General features: G+C 76.3%; 16 protein-coding genes. 9 read left to right on the forward strand and 7 right to left on the reverse strand.

Annotation, left to right across the window (positions count from 1 at the left end):
- The first annotated feature begins 28 nt into the window (after window positions 1–28).
- The 9 genes from JOD57_RS12145 (at window position 29) to JOD57_RS12185 (ending at window position 12,224) form a co-directional block, all read left to right on the forward strand.
- A complete protein-coding gene (locus tag JOD57_RS12145; protein ID WP_204692267.1) occupies window positions 29–505 on the forward strand; it encodes an NUDIX hydrolase in 477 nt (158 codons plus the stop codon).
- Window positions 506–572: 67 nt separating this feature from the next.
- Entirely contained in the window at window positions 573–2,903 is a 2,331-nt protein-coding gene (locus JOD57_RS12150; protein ID WP_204692268.1) for a DUF6049 family protein, read from the forward strand.
- On the forward strand, window positions 2,876–5,116 hold the full coding sequence (gene murJ, locus JOD57_RS12155; RefSeq protein WP_307824637.1) for a murein biosynthesis integral membrane protein MurJ: 2,241 nt from the start codon (window positions 2,876–2,878) through the stop codon (window positions 5,114–5,116). The genes JOD57_RS12150 and murJ overlap by 28 nt, the downstream gene beginning before the upstream one ends.
- A gap of 80 nt (window positions 5,117–5,196) precedes the next feature.
- Window positions 5,197–6,864, forward strand: a complete 1,668-nt coding sequence (locus tag JOD57_RS12160) for a hypothetical protein (RefSeq protein ID WP_204692269.1) — start codon at window positions 5,197–5,199, stop codon at window positions 6,862–6,864.
- A gap of 89 nt (window positions 6,865–6,953) precedes the next feature.
- Window positions 6,954–7,964 carry a thioredoxin-disulfide reductase gene (gene trxB / locus JOD57_RS12165; protein WP_443667586.1) on the forward strand — a complete coding sequence of 337 codons (1,011 nt, stop codon included), beginning with the start codon at window positions 6,954–6,956 and terminating at the stop codon, window positions 7,962–7,964.
- A gap of 109 nt (window positions 7,965–8,073) precedes the next feature.
- A complete protein-coding gene (trxA, locus tag JOD57_RS12170; RefSeq protein ID WP_091368131.1) occupies window positions 8,074–8,400 on the forward strand; it encodes a thioredoxin in 327 nt (108 codons plus the stop codon).
- Between the two features lie 186 nt (window positions 8,401–8,586).
- Window positions 8,587–9,687, forward strand: coding sequence for an N-acetylmuramoyl-L-alanine amidase (locus JOD57_RS12175; RefSeq protein ID WP_307824638.1), 1,101 nt, complete (start codon window positions 8,587–8,589; stop codon window positions 9,685–9,687).
- Window positions 9,688–9,817: 130 nt separating this feature from the next.
- Window positions 9,818–11,212 carry an aminotransferase-like domain-containing protein gene (locus JOD57_RS12180; RefSeq protein ID WP_307824639.1) on the forward strand — a complete coding sequence of 465 codons (1,395 nt, stop codon included), beginning with the start codon at window positions 9,818–9,820 and terminating at the stop codon, window positions 11,210–11,212.
- Between the two features lie 4 nt (window positions 11,213–11,216).
- Window positions 11,217–12,224: a D-alanine--D-alanine ligase family protein gene (locus JOD57_RS12185; RefSeq protein WP_204692270.1), complete on the forward strand. Its 1,008-nt coding sequence runs from the start codon at window positions 11,217–11,219 to the stop codon at window positions 12,222–12,224.
- A gap of 57 nt (window positions 12,225–12,281) precedes the next feature.
- Here JOD57_RS12185 and JOD57_RS12190 read toward each other — a convergent pair whose 3' ends face one another.
- The 7 genes from JOD57_RS12190 to rnpA all read right to left on the reverse strand — a co-directional run bounded on the left by JOD57_RS12190 (window position 12,282) and on the right by rnpA (window position 18,008).
- Window positions 12,282–13,352, reverse strand: coding sequence for a ParB/RepB/Spo0J family partition protein (locus tag JOD57_RS12190; protein ID WP_204692271.1), 1,071 nt, complete (start codon window positions 13,350–13,352; stop codon window positions 12,282–12,284).
- The gene (locus JOD57_RS12195) at window positions 13,349–14,491 is read right to left on the reverse strand and encodes a ParA family protein (RefSeq protein ID WP_204692272.1); all 1,143 of its coding nucleotides are present in this window, start codon (window positions 14,489–14,491) and stop codon (window positions 13,349–13,351) included. Before JOD57_RS12195 ends, JOD57_RS12190 begins: the two co-directional genes overlap by 4 nt.
- Window positions 14,492–14,585: 94 nt before the next feature.
- The gene (gene rsmG, locus JOD57_RS12200) at window positions 14,586–15,248 is read right to left on the reverse strand and encodes a 16S rRNA (guanine(527)-N(7))-methyltransferase RsmG (protein WP_204692273.1); all 663 of its coding nucleotides are present in this window, start codon (window positions 15,246–15,248) and stop codon (window positions 14,586–14,588) included.
- Window positions 15,245–15,898: a Jag family protein gene (locus JOD57_RS12205; RefSeq protein ID WP_307824640.1), complete on the reverse strand. Its 654-nt coding sequence runs from the start codon at window positions 15,896–15,898 to the stop codon at window positions 15,245–15,247. The genes rsmG and JOD57_RS12205 overlap by 4 nt, the downstream gene beginning before the upstream one ends.
- Before the next feature lie 133 nt (window positions 15,899–16,031).
- A complete protein-coding gene (yidC, locus tag JOD57_RS12210; RefSeq protein WP_204692274.1) occupies window positions 16,032–17,243 on the reverse strand; it encodes a membrane protein insertase YidC in 1,212 nt (403 codons plus the stop codon).
- Window positions 17,236–17,628, reverse strand: coding sequence for a membrane protein insertion efficiency factor YidD (gene yidD, locus JOD57_RS27275; RefSeq protein ID WP_372440242.1), 393 nt, complete (start codon window positions 17,626–17,628; stop codon window positions 17,236–17,238). The genes yidC and yidD overlap by 8 nt, the downstream gene beginning before the upstream one ends.
- Window positions 17,625–18,008, reverse strand: a complete 384-nt coding sequence (gene rnpA / locus JOD57_RS12220) for a ribonuclease P protein component (RefSeq protein WP_204692275.1) — start codon at window positions 18,006–18,008, stop codon at window positions 17,625–17,627. The genes yidD and rnpA overlap by 4 nt, the downstream gene beginning before the upstream one ends.
- Window position 18,009: the final 1 nt, after the last annotated feature.

The following is an 18,009-nucleotide window of genomic DNA, read 5'->3' on the forward strand; positions in this document are numbered from 1 at the left end:
GTGCGACGGCGCGCGCTACCCTCCTGGCATGGCTGGGACGGGCGGACGAGCGCGCCCCGGGCGCCGCCTGCGCCGCGTCGACGAGACCTCCGCCGGCGGCCTGGTGGTCGCCGACGACGGCGTCACCGGCCCCCGTGCCGCGCTGATCGGCCGCACCGACCGGCGTGGGCGGCTGCTGTGGTCGCTGCCCAAGGGCCACATCGAGGAGGGCGAGACCCCCGAGGACACCGCCGTCCGGGAGGTCGCCGAGGAGACCGGGATCATCGGCGAGGTGCTCGCCCCGCTCGGGATCATCGACTTCTGGTTCGTCGCCGAGGGCCGCCGCGTGCACAAGACGGTGCACCACTTCCTGCTGCGCGCCGTCGGCGGCGCGCTGTCCGACGCCGACGTCGAGGTCACCGAGGTGGCCTGGGTGCCCCTCGACGAGCTGAGCGGCCGCCTGGCCTACGCCGACGAGCGGGCGCTGGTCGAGCGCGCGCCCGCGCTGCTCGCCGACAGTGCGTGACCCGGCGCGCGAGGTCCCTCCCAGGCATCCCACCCCCCGGTCCGGGGCCGGCCGGCGTGGGGGAGCCGTGACGCTCCCCGTCCGGCCGTCCCGCACCCGGTGGCCGCGGGTCCTGACGACGGCGCTGCTGGCCCTCCCGCTGCTCGCCGTCCCGCCCGTGGCCGCCGTCCCGCCCGCCGCGGCCGCGCCGCCCCCCACCGCCCCGGCACCGGCGGCCGACGACGACCGGCCGGTCACCGTCGAGGTCACCCGCCTCGAGCCGCGCACCGTCGCCCCCGGCGGCACGGTCACCGTCGAGGGCACGCTCACCAACACCGGCACCGAGGCGCTGACCGACCTGACGGCGCGGCTGCAGCGCGGCGAGGTGGTCACCACCCGCGCCGACCTGCTCGCCGCCGACGCCGAGGCCGACGCCGAGCCGGAGACCGTCGCCTCCAGCGCCTTCGCGCCGGTCGCCTCCGGGCTCGGGCCCGGCGAGGAGGTCCCCTTCACCTACACGGCCACCACCGCCGACCTCGCCCTGGACCGCGACGGCGTCTACCCCGTCCTGCTCAACGTCAACGCCACCGGCCCCGACGGGGCGCCCAGCCGGGTCGGTGAGGTGAGCACCTCCGTGGTGCAGCAGACCGCGCCGCCGGCGACGGCGACGGCGGTCGCCTGGCTGTGGCCGCTGGTCGAGCGCACCCACCGCGACGCCTCGGGGGCCTTCGTCGACGACGACCTGGCCGCCGAGGTGTCCGACGGCGGCCGGCTCGACCGCGCGCTGGCGGTCGTCGAGCGCGTCCCCGAGGCCGTGGCGCCGGGCGCGACCGAGCCGTCCCCGGTCGCGCCGGTCACCCTGGCGGTCGACCCGGTCCTGGTCGAGGAGCTCGCGCTCATGGCCGAGGGCCCCTACGACGTCGCCGGCGACGAGGACGCCGGCACCGGGACCGACGCCGCCGCGGCGTGGCTGGACCGGTTGCGCGCCGTGGCCGCCGACCACCCCGTCGTCGCGCTGCCGTACGGCGACGTCGACGCCGACGCGCTGCAGGTCCTCGAGCTGCCCGCCGCGCTGACCCGCAGCCTGCCCGGCGCAGGGGGCGGCGGCGGGACCGACGGTGACGGCACGGGCGGCACGGGCGGCACGGGCGGTGGCACCGCGAACGGCGGGGACGCCGTGCCCACCGCCACCGCCGCGTCCCCGGGGCCGCGCGGCGTCGCGCTGGTCGCCGAGGAGCTCGGTGTGCAGCCCCGGACCGACGTCGCGTGGGCGGCGGGTGGCGCGCTGCGGGCCGACACGCTCGCCACGCTGCAGGACGGCGGCATCGAGCAGGTGGTGCTCGCCTCCGGCTCCCTCAGCGGCGGCGACGCCGTCCGCGGCCTGACCGGCGCCGCGGCCGCGCGCACCACCGTGACCGGCGACGGCGGCCCGGTGACGGCGCTGGTCGCCGACAGCGGCCTGTCCGGCCTCGTCGGCGCCGGCGCGACCGGCGGCGGCGTGCGGGTGGCCGAGCAGCGCTACCTCGCCGAGCTGGTCCTGCTCTCCCGGCAGCCGGTCGCCGACCCCGCCGGCCAGACCGTCCTCGTCGCCCCGCCGCGCGACGTCGACCCCGACCCCGACGGCGTCGCCGCGATGATCGCCGACACCGCGCTGCCGGGACTGCGCCCCGCCTCGCTGGCCGAGCTCGCCACCGGGCCGGGCACCGACGCCGGCACGCCGCTCGAACCGGCCGGACCCGTCCTCCTGGACGCCGCCGGCCTGGCCGACGTCGTCTCGGCGGCCGGGCTGCGCGACGACCTCGCCGGTGCCGTCGTCGACGACCCCGTCGCGGCCCTGGCCCCCACCGACGCCGCCCTGGCGCGCACCGTCGCCGTCGCCTGGCGCGAGGACCCCGAGGGCTTCCGGGCCGCCGCGGCCGACCTGCGGCAGACCGCCGTGGGGCTGCGCCGGCAGGTGACGCTGCTCGCCCCGGCCGAGGGCAGCTACAGCCTGGCCTCCAGCGACGCGCCGCTGGTGCTCACCGTGCAGAACGACCTGCCCTTCGCCGTCCGGGTGGTGGTGGACGTGCGCACCCGCGACAACGTGGGGCTGACCATCGGGCAGGTCGGCGCGCAGGAGGTCGCCCCGCAGCAGCGCACGACGCTGACGGTGCCCACCGAGGTGCGCCAGTCGGGACGCTTCGCCGTCTCGGTGGGCCTGACCACCCCGGGCGGGGGCCGGCTGGGCGACCCCGTGGCCATCCAGGTCCGCAGCACCGCCTACGGGACGATCTCGCTGTCGATCACCATCGGCGCCGCCGTCCTGCTCGGGCTGCTCTTCCTGCGCCGCGGGGTCCTGTTCGTGCTCCGCCGCCGCCGCGGGGCGGTCGACGAGGACCTGCCCGCGGACGCGTGGCCGCCGAGCCGGAGCCCGGTGTGACCGGCCGCCCGCGCAGCGAGGAGGAGGAGGAGCTGACGGCGCGCCGGGCCCCCTCCGACGTCCCCGGGGCCCCCGGCGACCGCGCCGGGGACCCACCGGACGACCCCGACGACGGCCGGCCCGCCCGGACGCCGGCGCCCCGCCCGCTGCCGCCGGTGCCACCGGCCGCGGCGCCGTCCCCGTCCCGCGCCGCCCGGCCGGCCGGCGACCGCGCCCGCCCGCTCCCCCCGCCGCCCTATCCCGTGGCGCCGCCCGGGGACGCCCGCGCGACCTCCGCGCCGCCTCGTCGCGTGCCAGCCGTGCCGCCCGTGCCGCCACCACCGGCCCGCCGCCCGGGGACGCCGGCGCCCGCGGCCGCGGAGCGGGAGGCGGCCGGTCCGCCGGCCGCCGAGCCGCGGGGGACCGCCCGGCCACCCGTGCCGCCGCCGCCCGCGGCGGTGCGGCGTCGCCCGCGGCCGCTGCCGCCGGTGCCCCCGCCCAACCGGACCCGGTTCCTGCCGGCCGACGAGACCCAGGTCATCCCGATCCAGGTCCTGCCCCCGGTCCCGCACGCCCCGGAGGGGGAGACCGAGGAGGAGGCCCGCGAGCGGGAGGGCGCCCCCGGCGGCAGCCGGGGCATCCTGCGGGCCGCCGGCACGATGGCGGTGGCCACGCTCGTCTCCCGGGTGACCGGCCTGCTGCGCACGATGGTGCTGGCCGCGGCGCTCGGCGTGACCCTGGTCAACGACGCCTACAACACCGCCAACACGCTGCCCAACATCGTCTACGAGCTGCTGCTGGGCGGCGTGCTCACCTCGGTGATCGTGCCGCTGCTCGTGCACGCCCAGGAACGGGACCGCGACGGTGGCGTGGCCTACGCCCAGCGGCTGTCCACCCTGGCCATCGCCGGGCTGGTGGTGGTCACCGCGGTCGCCGTCGCGGTGGCGCCGGTGCTCACCGCCCTCTACGGCATCCAGGGCGACCCGGACCAGGTCCGGCTGGCCAACTGGCTGGCGCGGATCCTGCTGCTCGAGATCGTCTTCTACGGCGTCGGCGCCCTCGCCCAGGCGATCCTCAACTCGCGGGGGGTCTTCGGCCCGCCCGCGTGGGCGCCGGTGCTCAACAACGTCGTCGTCATCGCCACCGGCGTGCTGTTCATCGCCGCCAGCGGTCCCGGCGAGCTGACCCCCCGGACGATCAGCAGCGGCCAGGTGTGGCTGCTCGGGATCGGCACCACGCTGGGCATCGCGCTGCAGGCGCTGGTCCTGGTGCCGCTGCTGCGCCGGGCCGGCGTCCCGCTGCGGCCCCGCTGGAACCTGCGCCAGATCGGCCTGCGCGAGGTCGGCGGCCTGGGCGTGTGGGTGGTCCTCTACGTCGCGGTCAGCCAGATCGGCGTCGTCGTCGCCACCCGCGTGGCCAACGCCGCCGCCCGCGACGGCGGGCTCGGGTCCAGCGCCCTCGCCATCGCCAGCCTGCTGTTCCAGATGCCCTACGGGATCATCGGCGTCGCCCTGCTGACCGCCCTGGTGCCGCGGATGAGCCGCGCCGCCGCCCGGCACGACGTCCCCGGCGTCGTCCAGGACCTCTCGCTGGGCACCCGGCTCTCGGCCCTCGGCCTGCTGCCGGTGGCCGCCGCCCTCACCGTCCTCGGACCGGCACTGGCCACGGTGGCCTTCGCCCGCGGCAACACAACGGTCGAGCAGGCGCAGGGCATCGGCGCCGCGCTGGCCGTGGGGGCCTTCGGCCTGCTGCCCATGGCCGTCACGCTGCTGCAGCTGCGGGTCTTCTACGCCATGAAGGACGCCCGCACGCCCACGCTCATCCAGGTCGGCATGGTCGTCGTCCGGGTGCCCCTGCTGCTGCTGGTGCCGGCGCTGGTGGAGCCCGAGCACGTCGTCGCCGGGCTGATGCTGGCCACGGGCGTCACCTACCTGGCCGGCTGGCTGCTGGGTCACGTCGCGCTGCGGCGCCACCTGGGGCACGCCCGCGCCGGCGGGACCCTCGGCCCGGTGCTGCGGATGGTCCTGGCCGCGGCCGTGGGCGCGCTGGCCGGGTGGCTGGTCGTGGGGGTGACCGACGACGCCTTCGGGAGGTCGGTCGCGGGCTCGCTCGGGACCCTGCTGGTCGGTACGGTGGTCGTCGGTGTCACGACCCTCGCCGGGTTCGTGCTCGCCCGCGTCCCGGAGCTCCGGGAACCCCTCGCCGCCGTCCGCGCGCGGCTGGGACGCGGATGAGCACGGTCCCGCCCGGGCCGGCACCGACGCCGGGGCAGCGCGCCGCCGGCCGGGGAGGGTCGAGGAGGTCGTCCGCGTCCATGACGTCCACGATCACCGGCCTCCCCGACCGCTACCGTCCACTCGACGAGGTCGGCCCGGTCGAGCGGACCGAGACCGGCGTCATCCACAGCTGGCGGGCCAAGGACCGGGTCCTCAACCGCGACGTCGCCGTCCGCGTGCACGAGCCCGGCGGCCCCGCCGCCCGCACCTGGATCACCCGCGCGCTGACCGCGGGCGGGCTGGCCACGCCGGCGCTGGCGATGGTCTACGACGCCTCCGAGGGCAACGGCGACGGCAGCGGCAGCGCCGCCTACGTCGTCAACGAGTGGATCGAGGGGCAGACCCTCGCCGAGCGGCTCGAGTCCGGTCCGATGGACGAGCGGGAGGCCCGCACCGTCCTGCGCCGGCTGGCCGAGGGCGTCGCCGAGGCGCACCGCGTCGGCCTCGCCGTGGGCGGGCTGAGCCCCGAGACCGTCGTCCTGCGGCCCAACGGCCTGGTCGGGCTGCGCGCCGTCCCGGCCGCCACCGGCACCGTCCAGGAGGACATCGCCGCGCTGGGCGCGCTGCTCGAGCACTGCCTCACCGGCTCCCGCGCCGGCGTCGCGGGCCCCGGCGGCAGCCCCGCCGGCGGGCCGCTCATCGCCCAACCCGACCTGGCCGCACTGGTGCGCCGGGCCCGCTCCACCGAGCCCGGCACCCGGCTGGCCAGCGCCGCCGCGATCGCCGCGCTGCTGGCCGAGCGGCCGCGCTCCGGCGCGACGCCGGTCCGGGGCCGCGACGAGAGCGACAGCGGCTGGCTGCGCCGGCTGCGCGAGCACCGCGACACCGGGCAGGAGCAGCAGACCCAGCTGGTCACCGGTGGGCCGGCCGCCCCGCCCGCCGACGACCACGCCGGCCGCGGGCACGACGACCACCCCGGGCACGACGACCACCCCGGGCACGACGACGGCGTCGCCCACCGCCTCGATCCCGGCACCCGCCCGCCGGTCCCGCGCGGCCGCGCCGCCGCGACGGCGGCCGAGGACCCGGTCGACGACGAGCCGGTCACTGACGACGGCGGGTTCTCCCCGGCGCGCCGGAAGATGCTGGTCGTCGGCCTGCCGCTGGTCGCGCTGCTGATCGTGATCGCGCTGGCGTACTGGGTGGGCACCAACGTGCTCTCGGTCGCCGGCGACGTCGACGAGCGGCCCGGTCCGGTGCCCACCGCGCCGTCCACCAGTCCCGCCGCCGAGGAGAGCGCCGCCCCGCCGTCCGGTGCCGCGCCGGCCGTCATCGCCGGTGGCGCGGTCTTCGACCCGTTCGGTGACGGCGACCCGGACAACCCCCGGGACGTCCCGGCGTCCCACGACGGCGACCCCGCCACGGCGTGGGCCACGTACACCTACCGGGGCTCGGCCGAGTTCGGCGGCCTCAAGCCCGGCATCGGCGTCGTCTACGACCTCGGCTCGGCCCAGCCGGTCGCCGGGGTCGGCCTGACCACCACCACGCCGGGGATCTCCGTCGAGGTCCGCACCGGCGACACCCCCGACGGCGACCTCGAGGCCTTCCCGGTCGCCACCGCCGGCACCGTCGACGGGACCACGGAGCTGGCCTTCGACGAGCCGGTGACCACGCGGTACGTGCTGGTCTGGCTGACCGGCCTGGTGCCCGCCGACGACGGTTTCGCCGGCGACCTGGCCGAGGTCGCGGTCACCCCCGCCACCTGAGGACGGGGGCGTCACGCGTCCGGGGCGTCGCGCGTCCGGAGCGGCCCCGTCCCGGGAATGCGGCCCCTACGATCCTCGTTGTGCCGCGCGTGACCGACTCCCAGCCGACCCCCGGCCCCGCGACGACCACCGAGGTCCTGTCTCCCGTCATCCCCCCGGCGGAGCACGACGGCGTCCGTGACCTGATCATCATCGGGTCGGGTCCGGCCGGTTACACCGCCGCGGTCTACGCGGCGCGGGCCAACCTGCACCCGCTGGTGTTCGAGGGCTCGCAGTTCGGCGGCGCGCTCATGACCACCACCGAGGTGGAGAACTTCCCCGGCTTCGCCGAGGGCATCCAGGGCCCGCAGCTCATGATGGACATGCGCCAGCAGGCCGAGCGCTTCGGCGCCGAGCTCGTCGCCCGCGACGTCTCCGAGGTCGACCTCACCGCCACCCCCAAGGTGGTCAAGGTCGGCGACGAGGTGCACCTCGCGCACGCGGTCATCGTGGCCACCGGCTCGAAGTACCGGTACCTGGGCCTGGACAACGAGCAGCGCCTGCTCGGCCGCGGCGTCTCCGCCTGCGCCACCTGCGACGGCTTCTTCTTCCGCGACCAGGACATCGTCGTGGTCGGCGGTGGCGACTCGGCGATGGAGGAGGCCACCTTCCTCACCCGCTTCGCCAAGACGGTCACCGTGGTGCACCGGCGCGAGGAGCTGCGCGCCTCGAAGATCATGCAGAAGCGCGCGCAGGACAACGAGAAGATCCGCTGGGCCCTGGGCAAGCAGGTCATCGACGTCCTCGGCGAGCAGACCGTCTCCGGCGTCCGGCTCACCGACGTCGGCTCCGGCACCACCGAGGAGCTGCCGGTCTCCGGCGTCTTCGTCGCCATCGGCCACGACCCGCGCAGCGAGCTGTTCGTCGGGCAGCTCAAGCTGGACGACGAGGGCTACATCCAGGTCGAGCACCCGACCACGCGCACCAACATCGACGGCGTGTTCGCCTGCGGCGACGTCGTCGACCACGTCTACCGGCAGGCGATCACCTCGGCCGGCACCGGCGCCGCGGCGGCCATCGACGCCGAGCGCTGGCTGGCCGAGACCTTCGACGAGCGCTGACCCCGCTCCCCCTCCCGCCGGGTGCGCCGGTCGCGCACCGGGCATAGACCAGCGGTCGGGCCGGTTGACCCGGCTGGGCCACCCGAGCCAGACACAGAGGAGAACGACCATGGCAGGCAACACCGTGACGGTCACCGACGCCAGCTTCGCCAACGAGGTGCTGGGCAGCGACAAGCCCGTCCTCGTCGACTTCTGGGCGGAGTGGTGCGGCCCGTGCAAGATGGTCGCCCCCGTCCTCGAGGAGATCGCCCGCGAGCACGGCGACAAGCTGACGATCGCCAAGCTCAACATCGACGAGAACCCGCAGATCGCCCGCGACTACCAGGTCATGTCGATCCCGACCATGACCGTGTTCCAGGGCGGCAAGCCGGTCAAGAGCATCATCGGCGCCAAGCCGAAGGGCGCGATCCTCTCCGACCTCGCCGACTACATCTGAGCACGGACCTCCCTGCAGGGAGGCCGCCTGCTCGACAGGGCCCACCCGTCCACCAGGACGGGTGGGCCCTGTCGTGTCCGGGGGCACCCCAGCGGGCCGGACGGCGCCGCGGACGGGACAATCGGAGCCACGATGTCTACCGAGAACCGCATGCAGGTCCTGGGTCCCGGGAGCCGGGGACCGGCCGTGGCCGACGTGCAGGCGGCCCTGCGCAGCCTGGGCCTGCTGGCCGCCACCGACGGCGCAGCGGCGGACACCGCCGACGGCGCAGAGGTCTACGACTCGGCGACCGAGATCGCCGTCCGCCACTTCCAGCAGGTGCGCGGGCTCTCGGTCGACGGCCGGGTCGGCGAGGAGACCTACCGGGCGCTGTCCGAGGCGCGGTGGTCCCTGGGTGACCGGCTGCTGCACCACGACCTCGAGCGACCGGTGCGCGGCGACGACGTCACCAACCTCCAGGAGCGGCTGCTCGAGCTCGGCTACGACGCCGGCCGCGCCAACGGGATCTTCGGCCCGGAGACCGAGGCCGGGCTGCGCGCCTTCCAGCGCGACTACGGGCTGACGCCCGACGGCACCTGCGGACCGGCCACCCTGCGCGCGCTGCGCCAGCTCGGCCGCAAGGTCACCGGCGGGCGCCCGCAGCTGCTGCGGCAGAGCGCCTCGTTCGTCGACAGCGGCCCGCACCTCATCGGCCGCCGCATCGTCGTCGACCCCGGCCACGGCGGTACCGACCCCGGCGTGACGTCCGGCGAGACCACCGAGGCCGACCTCGTGCTCGACCTCGCCCGCCGGATCGAGGGGCAGCTGGCCGCCGCCGGCGCCACGGTCTACCTGACCCGCGGCCGCGACCAGGACCCGACGCCGGCCGAGCGGACCGCCTTCGCCAACGACGCCCGCGCCGACCTGTTCATCTCCCTGCACCTCGACGAGCACACCTCCGAGCACGCCCGCGGCGTCGCCAGCTACTACTTCGGCACCGGCTCGGGGACGTCGTCGACGGTGGGCGAGCGCTTCGCCGACCTGGCCCGCCGCGAGGTCGTGGCCCGCACGGGCATGCTCGACCTGGGCGGGTACCCCAAGACCTGGGACCTGCTGCGGATGACCCGCATGCCCGCCGTCCGCCTCGACTGCGGGTACCTCTCCCACCCGGTCGACCGGTTGCTGCTGCTCGACGCCCGGCTGCGCAGCACCGTCGCCTCCGCCGTCCTGGCCGCCGTCCAGCGGCTGTTCCTGCCGGCCGACGCCGACCCGCCCACCGGCACGTTCGTCCTGCCCAACCGGCGCTGACCCGGCCGTCCCACCGGCCCGGCTCCGGGCGCCGGTGCCCCTGGGGCGCCTGGGGCGGCCGGGTGTGACCGGTCCGTCTCACCCGGCGGTGTCCGGCGGCCCGGCTGCCGCGTCTCCCTACACTCGACGGGTGGCCTCTCTCCCGCCGGGTCCGCCGTCGTCCGGCACCCCGCACGCCCACTCGCACGTCGTGCCCCGTCACCCGCGGCTGGACCCCCTCGCCGACCGGTACGCAGCACGCACGCACGGGATGAAGACCTCGGAGATCCGCGCGCTGTTCTCCGTGGTGAGCCGGCCGGAGGTCGTCTCCCTGGCCGGTGGCATGCCCGCCGTCACCGCCCTCCCGCTCGACGCCGTCGGCTCGATGATCGGCGAGCTGGTCAGCGGCATGGGCGCGCAGACCCTGCAGTACGGCTCCGGCCAGGGCGACCCCCGGCTGCGCGAGCGCATCTGCGACGTGATGGCGCTGGAGGGCATCACCGACGCCTCGCCCAGCGAGGTCGTGGTGACCGTCGGCTCGCAGCAGGGCCTGGACCTGGTCACCCGCGTCTTCTGCGACCCCGGCGACGTCATCCTCGCCGAGGGTCCCTCCTACGTCGGCGCGCTCGGCGTCTTCCAGGCCGCGCAGGCCCGCGTCCGGCACGTCGCCATGGACGACGACGGGTTGATCCCGGAGGCGCTGGAGCAGGCGCTGCTGGAGTGCCGCGCCAACGGCGACCGCGTGAAGTTCCTCTACACGGTGCCCAACTTCCACAACCCGGGTGGCGTGACGCTGTCCGAGCCGCGCCGCCGGGCCGTCGTCGAGATCGCCGACCGGTACGACCTGCTGGTCATCGAGGACAACCCCTACGGCCTGCTCGGCTTCGACCGCGAGCCGATGCGCGCGCTGCGGGCCCGCGACGCCCAGCGGGTCATCTACCTCGGCTCGTTCTCCAAGACCTTCTCCCCGGGCCTGCGCGTGGGCTGGGTGCTCGCCCCGCTCGCCGTCCGCGAGAAGCTGGTGCTGGCCACCGAGGCGCAGGTGCTCTGCCCGCCGTCGCTGACCCAGTACGCGGTCGCCCGGTACCTCGACACCCAGCCGTGGCGCGAGCAGATCAAGCTGTTCACCGAGCTCTACCGCGAGCGGCGCGACGCCACCCTGGAGTCCCTGGAGGCGCTCATGCCCGCGGGCACCACCTGGACCCGCCCCGACGGCGGCTTCTACGTGTGGCTGAAGCTCCCGCACGGCCTGGACGCCAAGCTGATGCAGCCGCGCGCGGTCAACGCCCACGTCGCCTACGTGCCGGGCATCGGCTTCTACGCCGACGGGTCGGGCCGGGAGTACATGCGGCTGTCCTACTGCTACCCCGAGCCCGACCAGATCCGCGAGGGTGTGCGCCGGCTGGCCCGCGTCATCGAGGCCGAGCTGGACCTGCACTCCACCTTCGACGCCGTGGACACCGGCACGTTCCGTGCTGTCCGCCCGGCCGAGTCCCCCGCGGAGACCATGGTCGGACCCGCCAACAGCGACCGGACCGAGGACTGAGGCCGTGACCGAGCCCGCCGCACCCCCCGCCGCCGACACCGCCGCCGGCCCCGCCGCGGAGTCGACGCCGCTGCGCACCGTCGTCCTCGCCGGCGGGCTGACCTTCGAGCGGGAGGTCAGCCTGTCCTCGGGCACCCAGGTGGTCGAGGAGCTCGCCCGCGTCGGCGTGGACGCCGAGCTGCGCGACGCCGACGCCGAGCTGCTGCCCGGCCTGTCCGCGTCCCCCGCCGACGCGGTGTTCATCGCGCTGCACGGCGCCACCGGGGAGGACGGCGCCCTGCGCGCGGTCCTCGACCTCGCCGGCGTCCCCTACGTCGGCTCACCGGCCGCGTCCTGCCGCCTGGCGTGGGACAAGCCGGCCGCGAAGTCCGTCGTCCGCAGCGCCGGCCTGACGACGCCGGACTGGGTGGCCCTGCCGCACAGCACCTTCCGCGAGCTGGGCGCCGGCGCCGTCCTCGACCTCATCGTCGCCCGCCTCGGGCTGCCGCTCATGGTCAAGCCGGCCTCGGGCGGCTCCGCGCTGGGCGCGCAGAAGGTCGGCCGGGTCGAGGACCTCCCGGCCGCCATGGTCAGCTGCTTCGCCTACGGCGAGACGGTGCTGGTCGAGCGGTTCGTCGACGGCGTGGAGCTCGCCGTCTCGGTGGTCGACCTGGGGGAGGGCCCCGAGGCGCTGCCGGCGGTGGAGATCGCCCCGGAGTCCGGCGTCTTCGACTACACCGCCCGCTACACCCCCGGCCTGACCGAGTACTCCGTCCCCGCGCGGGTCCCCGACGAGGTCGCCGCCCGCGCGGCCGACCTCGCGGTGCGCGTGCACCGGGCGCTGGGCCTGGCTGACCTCTCGCGCACCGACGCGATCGTCTCGCCCGACGGCGAGGTGCACTTCCTCGAGGTCAACGTCTCCCCGGGGCTCACCGAGACGTCGATGTTCCCCATGGCGGTCGAGGCCGCCGGACACGACCTCGGCGACGTCCTCGCCCGGCTGCTCACCCGCCGGGCGCGCCCCACCGCCTGAGCCCGACGCACGAGAGCCCGGTTTCCGTCCGTGACGGAACCGGGGCTCTCGACCCCGTCAGTCCTCCTCGCGGCGCCCCGAGACCTCCGGGGCCATGAGCCCGATGATGCGCTGCAGGTCGTCGACCGAGCCGAACTCCACGACGATGCGGCCCTTGGCCCGGCCGATCTGGACCTTCACCTTCGTCTCGAAGACGTCGGACAGCCGGCCGGCGAGGTCCTCCACACCCGGCGCGCTGATCCGGCGGGCCCGGCGGCGGGAGGCCGGCTGCTCGGCCGCGGCGAGCGCCACCGCCTCCTCCGTGGCCCGCACCGACAACCCCTCGGCCACGATCCGGGTGGCGAGCGCGTCCTGCGCGTCGGAGTCGTCGAGACCGAGCAGCGCCCGCGCGTGGCCGGCGGTGATGACCCCCGCGGCCACCCGCGTCTGCACCTTCACCGGCAGCTTGAGCAGGCGGATCGTGTTGGTGACCTGCGAGCGGCTGCGCCCGATGCGCTGGGCCAGCTCCTCGTGGGTGGCGCCGAACTCCTCCAGCAGCTGCTGGTAGGCCGCGGCCTCCTCCAGCGGGTTGAGCTGGACCCGGTGGATGTTCTCCAGCAGCGCGTCGCGCAGCAGGGCGTCGTCGGTGGTGTCCCGGACGATGGCCGGGACGGCGTCCAGACCGGCCGCGCGGGCGGCCCGCAGGCGCCGCTCGCCCATGATGAGCTCGTAGCGGCCGCCGTCGTCGGAGCTCTCGCGGACGACGATCGGCTGGAGCAGCCCGAACTCGCGCACCGAGTGGGTGAGCTCCTCGAGCGCCTCGTCGTCGAAGACCTGCCGCGGCTGGCGCGGGTTGGGGACGATCTCGTCGACGGACAGCTCGCGCAGCTGCGCGCCGGGGACGCCGACGGCCTCCTCCCGCTGCCGCGCCACCTCGGCCGCGGCCTGCGCGGCCGGCGGCAGCACCGTGACCGGCGCCGCCGGGGCCTCGGGAGCCGCGCGCCCGTCGGCCGGCACGTCGGGGGCCGGTGACACCGGGGACGGCGGTGACCCCTGGGGCGCCTGGTGCACCGCGGGGGCCTCGGCGGGCGGGGCGCTGGTGGGGATGAGCGCCGCCAGCCCCCGGCCGAGGCCGCCACGCTTGCTCATCGGGTCTCCTCGTCGACGGAGGTGGGAACGGGCAGGACGGCCGCGTCGGTGCCGGCGAAGGCCCGTCCGGCCAGCGAGCTGTCGGCGTGCGAGCCGGTGGCCGGGCCGGCCTGGGGACGGATCGCCCGCATCGGCGCGGTGGCCGGCGCGGGTGGGGGAGGCGGCGGGCCCATCGGACGCGGGTCGGCCTCGGGCACCAGGTGCACGCCCCGTTCGGCGAGCTCGCGGGCGGCCTCGACGTAGCTGGTGGAGCCGCGCGAGCCCGGGTCGTAGGTCAGCACCGACTGGCCGTAGCCCGGCGCCTCCGACACCCGGACGTTGCGGGGGATGACGGTCTGCAGCACCAGGTCCTTGAAGTGGCTGCGGACCTCCTCGGCGACCTGGTCGGCGAGCCGGGTCCGGCCGTCGTACATCGTGAGCAGGATGGTGCGGACGGCGATGCCCGGGTTGAGGTGCGCGCGCACCAGCTCGATGTTGTTGAGCAGCTGGCCGAGCCCCTCCAGCGCGTAGTACTCGCACTGGATGGGGATGAGCACCTCGTCGCCGGCCACGAGCGCGTTGAGGGTGAGCAGCCCCAGCGACGGCGGGCAGTCGATGAGCACGTAGTGCGGCCGCTCCTCCTCCGGCAGGGAGTGGAGGTAGCCCTCGATCGCCCGGCGCAGCCGGTACTCGCGCGCGACGACGGAGACCAGCTCGATCTCCGCGCCGGCCAGGTCGATCGTGGCCGGCACGCACCGCAGGTTCGGGCTGGCGGTGGTCGGGTGGACGACGTCGGCCAGCGAGCTGTCGCCGACCAGGGCGTCGTAGATCGACGGGGTCCCGACGGTGTGCTCGACACCGAGCGCGGTGCTGGTGTTGCCCTGCGGGTCCAGGTCGATGACCAGCGCACGCAGGCCGTAGAGCGCCAGGGCGACGCCCAGGTTGACCGTCGAGGTGGTCTTGCCGACGCCGCCCTTCTGGTTCGCCACGGTGACCACGCGGATGCGGCCGGGCGCCGGGAACGGCTCCTGGTCGGCGGCGTGCAGCACGCGGGTGGCCCGCAGTGCCTCCATGGCGATGGGGCTGTCGAAGTCCGCGCCGGAGCTGGCCGCCGAGTCGGCCGTGAGGCTGCTGCGCAGCCGCTGGCCCGGGTCGGTCATCGCGGGTCCTCCCTGCCGACCCGTTTCACGTGGAACGGGGTCGGGTGTCTGTGCGGTTCCACGTGGAACGGCGTACCGGTCGTCCGACGACGGCTCACCGCGGCCCACGGGTCATGACCACCACGGTAGTGGCAGCCTCTCCCAGCCCGGTGCCGACAGCCCGGGCGTGGACGTCGCGCATCCCCGCCCGCTCCAGCTCGGGGACCAGATCGGGCAGCTCCTCCAGGGCGCGGGCGCCGACCAGGGCGACCAGCTGGGCGCCGGGACGCAGCAGGCCGCGGCACCAGCCGACCAGCCGGGGGAGCGCGGCCACCGCACGGGCGGTGACGACGTCGACCGGGCCCACCTCGCGGACCACCGCCGGCTCCTCGGCTCGGCCGCGGACCACCCGCCACGGGGTGCCGAGCTCGGCCACGACCTCCTCGAGGAACTCCACCCGCCGCGCCATCGGCTCGACCAGCGTGAGCCGCACGTCGGGGCGGGCCAGCGCCAGCGGCACCCCCGGCAGGCCGGCACCGCTGCCGACGTCGACCACCCGGGCGCCCTCCGGCACCGCCTCGGCGACCGCGGCGCTGTTGAGCACGTGGCGTTCCCACAGCCGTGGGACCTCACGCGGCCCGATGAGCCCACGCGTCACACCGTCGGAGGCCAGCCGCGCGACGTACCGCTCGGCGTCGGGGAGCGCCGGACCGAAGACCGACCGGGCGGCGTCCGGTGCGGACGGGGCGGGTGGGGCGTCGGTGCCGGGCTCGCTCACCTGTCCGGCAGGACCACGACGCGACGGTTCGGCTCCTCGCCCTCCGACTCGCTGTGCACGCCCGGGACGCCGGCGACGACGTCGTGGACGACCTTGCGCTCGAACGGGTTCATCGGCGCGAGCCGCTCGGCCTGCCGGCTGCTCGCCACCCGGCGGGCGGCCTCGGCGGCCAGCGAGGTGAGGTCGGAGCGGCGGCGGGCGCGGTAGCCGCCGATGTCGAGCATCAGCCGGCTGCGGACGCCGGTCGACTGGGCCACGGCCAGGCGGGTGAGCTCCTGCAGGGCCTCCAGGACGGCGCCGTCGGCGCCGACCAGGTCCTGCAGCTCGCCGCCGACGATGGCCACCGAGGCCCGGTCGCCCTCGACGTCGAGGTCGATGTCGCCGTCCACGTCGAGGATGTCGAGGAGCCGCTCGAGGTAGTCGCCGGCGACGTCGCCCTCGCGGACGAGCAGCTCGGTGCCGCTCCGGGCCGCGCCGTCGTCGGGCACGTCGTCGGCCGGCTCCACCAGCGCGTCGGCGCTGGCGTCGTCGGGGTCGGGCAGGTCGGTCGGCCCGTCCGGCGCGGTGGAGGCCGCGGGGCTCAGGACGGCGCCGGCGGTGACCTCGGCGGTCGGGGCGGTGTCGGCGGGGGGCTGGTGCGGAGCGCTCACGGAGGTACCTCCAGTCGGTGCGGGCAGCCGGGCGGACCCGGTGGTCGGGAGCCGGTCGCGCCGTGCGGGCGCGGTACCGGCGGGGTCCGCGGGGCGTCCTCGCGAGGAGGCTCCCGGCGCGGACCGGAGCGGTCTAGCGGCGCTTGCGCTTGCCGCCGGTGCCGGCGGGGCGGCCGTGCGGAGCGCGGTTGGCCGGCCGGGAGCCCTTGCCGCCACCGGCGCGGCCGCTCGGCCCGCCGGCGGCGCCGGCCGCGGTGCTGCCGTGCGCGCCCGTGCCGTTCGCGCCGCTGCCGTCCGCGCCGGTGCCGTGCGCGCCGGTGCCGTCCGTGCCAGGGCCGTCCGCGCCGGTGCCGGTGCCGCCGGTGCCCCCCGCGCCGTCCTTGGTCAGGGCCACGCCGGTCGCCTCCGGGGGGCCGTCACCGTCCCGGGCGCCGTCCTTGCTCAGGTCGACGCCGGACGTCGCCGGGCGGCCGCCCTTGGCGCGGACCGGCTTGGCGCCGGGCCTGGGCGCCAGCGTCTTCGGGTCGACGGCCGGCTTGTCGGCGGCGGCCCTGGCCTGGGCCGCGGGGGACCCGGGCGGGGGCATCTTGCGCAGGATGAAGAACTGCTGGCCCATGGTCCACAGGTTGTTGACCAGCCAGTAGAGGAGGACGCCGATCGGGAAGAAGAAGCCGGTGACGAAGAGGCTGATCGGCATGCCGTAGAGCAGGAGCTTCTGCACCATGGCGGCCTGACCCTCGACCGGGCCGCTGCGCCGCATGATCTGCTTCTGCGTGACGTACGTCGTCACGCACATGACGACCATGAGGATCAGCGCCACTGTCCGGATCGGCCCGTAGCCGCCGGTGATGGCGAGGATCGCCTCCGCCTTCGTCCCCGTCATGTTGAACGACGAGGAGATGGGCGCCCCGAACAGCTCCGCGCGGGCGGCCTGGTCGGTCAGCGTGTCGTCCCAGCTGTAGAGCCCCGGCGCGTTGGGCCGCAGCCGGCGCAGCACGTGGAACAGCGACAGGAAGACCGGGATCTGCGGGAGGATCGGCAGGCAGCCGGCCAGCGGGTTGACCCCGCGCTCCTTCTGCAGCGCCATCATCGCCTGGCTGAAGCCCTGCCGGTCCGCGCCGTACTGCTTGCGCAGCTTCGCGATCTCCGGCTGGATCTCCTGCATCGCCCGCTGGCTCTTCACCTGCTTGACGAACAGCGGGAAGAGGATGAGCCGGACGGTGACGACGAGGGAGACGATCGACAGCGCCCAGGTGATGCCGCCTGCCGGGTCGAGGAACGACGAGAACACCGAGTGCCACGTCTTCATGACGAAGGCGATCGCGGTGTAGAGCCAGTCAAGCAAGGGAGGACTCCTCCTGCGGGGCCCGGCGGGACGCCGGCGGGGTCTCGTGGGCGGGGCGACGGGCACCGTCGGCGGCGGGCACCAGGGGTGCCGGTGTGCTCGACGGACGACCGGCCCCACCGGTTCCGGTGGCGTGCTGTCCGGCGTGCGGTGGCACCGGGTCGAAGCCGCCGGGGTGCCACGGCGCGCACTTCAGCAGCCGCCGCAGGGCCAGCCACGACCCGCGGCCGGCGCCGTGGACGGCGACCGCCTCGGCGGCGTAGGCGCTGCAGGTCGGCGCGAACCGGCACCGCGGGGGGAGCGCCGGGCTGATCGCACGGGCGTAGAAGCCGACGGCGGCCAGCAGCGCGCGGGCGACCGGCCCGGAGCCGCGGTCGGCGCTCACGCGGGCCGGCCCCGCTCGCCGAGCAGCCGGTCCAGGCCCGCGGCGAGGTCCCGGCGCAGCTGCGCGGAGGACGCCGTCCCCGCCTCCGGACGGGCCCGGACGACGAGGTCGGCACCGTCGGGCAGCCGCGGCAGCTCCTCGCGGACGGCGGCGCGCAACCGCCGGGTCACGCGGTGGCGCACGACGGAGTTGCCGACCGTCTTCCCCACGACGAAACCCGCCCGCGGACCCCCGGGCACACCGACGGCCCCGGCCGGGGGGACCGGGGGACGGGCGGGGAGGTAGTGGAGCACCATGGTCGGCCGACCGGCACGCCGACCCGACCGGACGACCGCGGTGAACTCCGGACGCCGGCGCAGGCGGGCCTGCGCGGGCAGCACC

Source organism: Geodermatophilus bullaregiensis (assembly GCF_016907675.1).
Taxonomy (GTDB): Bacteria; Actinomycetota; Actinomycetes; order Mycobacteriales; family Geodermatophilaceae; genus Geodermatophilus; species Geodermatophilus bullaregiensis.

Excerpts from the sequence above, each read along its gene's own strand:
- JOD57_RS12145 (WP_204692267.1), top strand. The coding sequence starts at position 29 with ATGGCTGGGACGGGCGGACGAGCGCGCCCCGGGCGCCGCCTGCGCCGC.
- JOD57_RS12160 (WP_204692269.1), top strand. The coding sequence starts at position 5,197 with ATGACGTCCACGATCACCGGCCTCCCCGACCGCTACCGTCCACTCGAC.
- trxA (WP_091368131.1), top strand. The coding sequence starts at position 8,074 with ATGGCAGGCAACACCGTGACGGTCACCGACGCCAGCTTCGCCAACGAG.
- JOD57_RS12190 (WP_204692271.1), bottom strand. The coding sequence starts at position 13,352 with ATGAGCAAGCGTGGCGGCCTCGGCCGGGGGCTGGCGGCGCTCATCCCC.
- JOD57_RS12195 (WP_204692272.1), bottom strand. The coding sequence starts at position 14,491 with ATGACCGACCCGGGCCAGCGGCTGCGCAGCAGCCTCACGGCCGACTCG.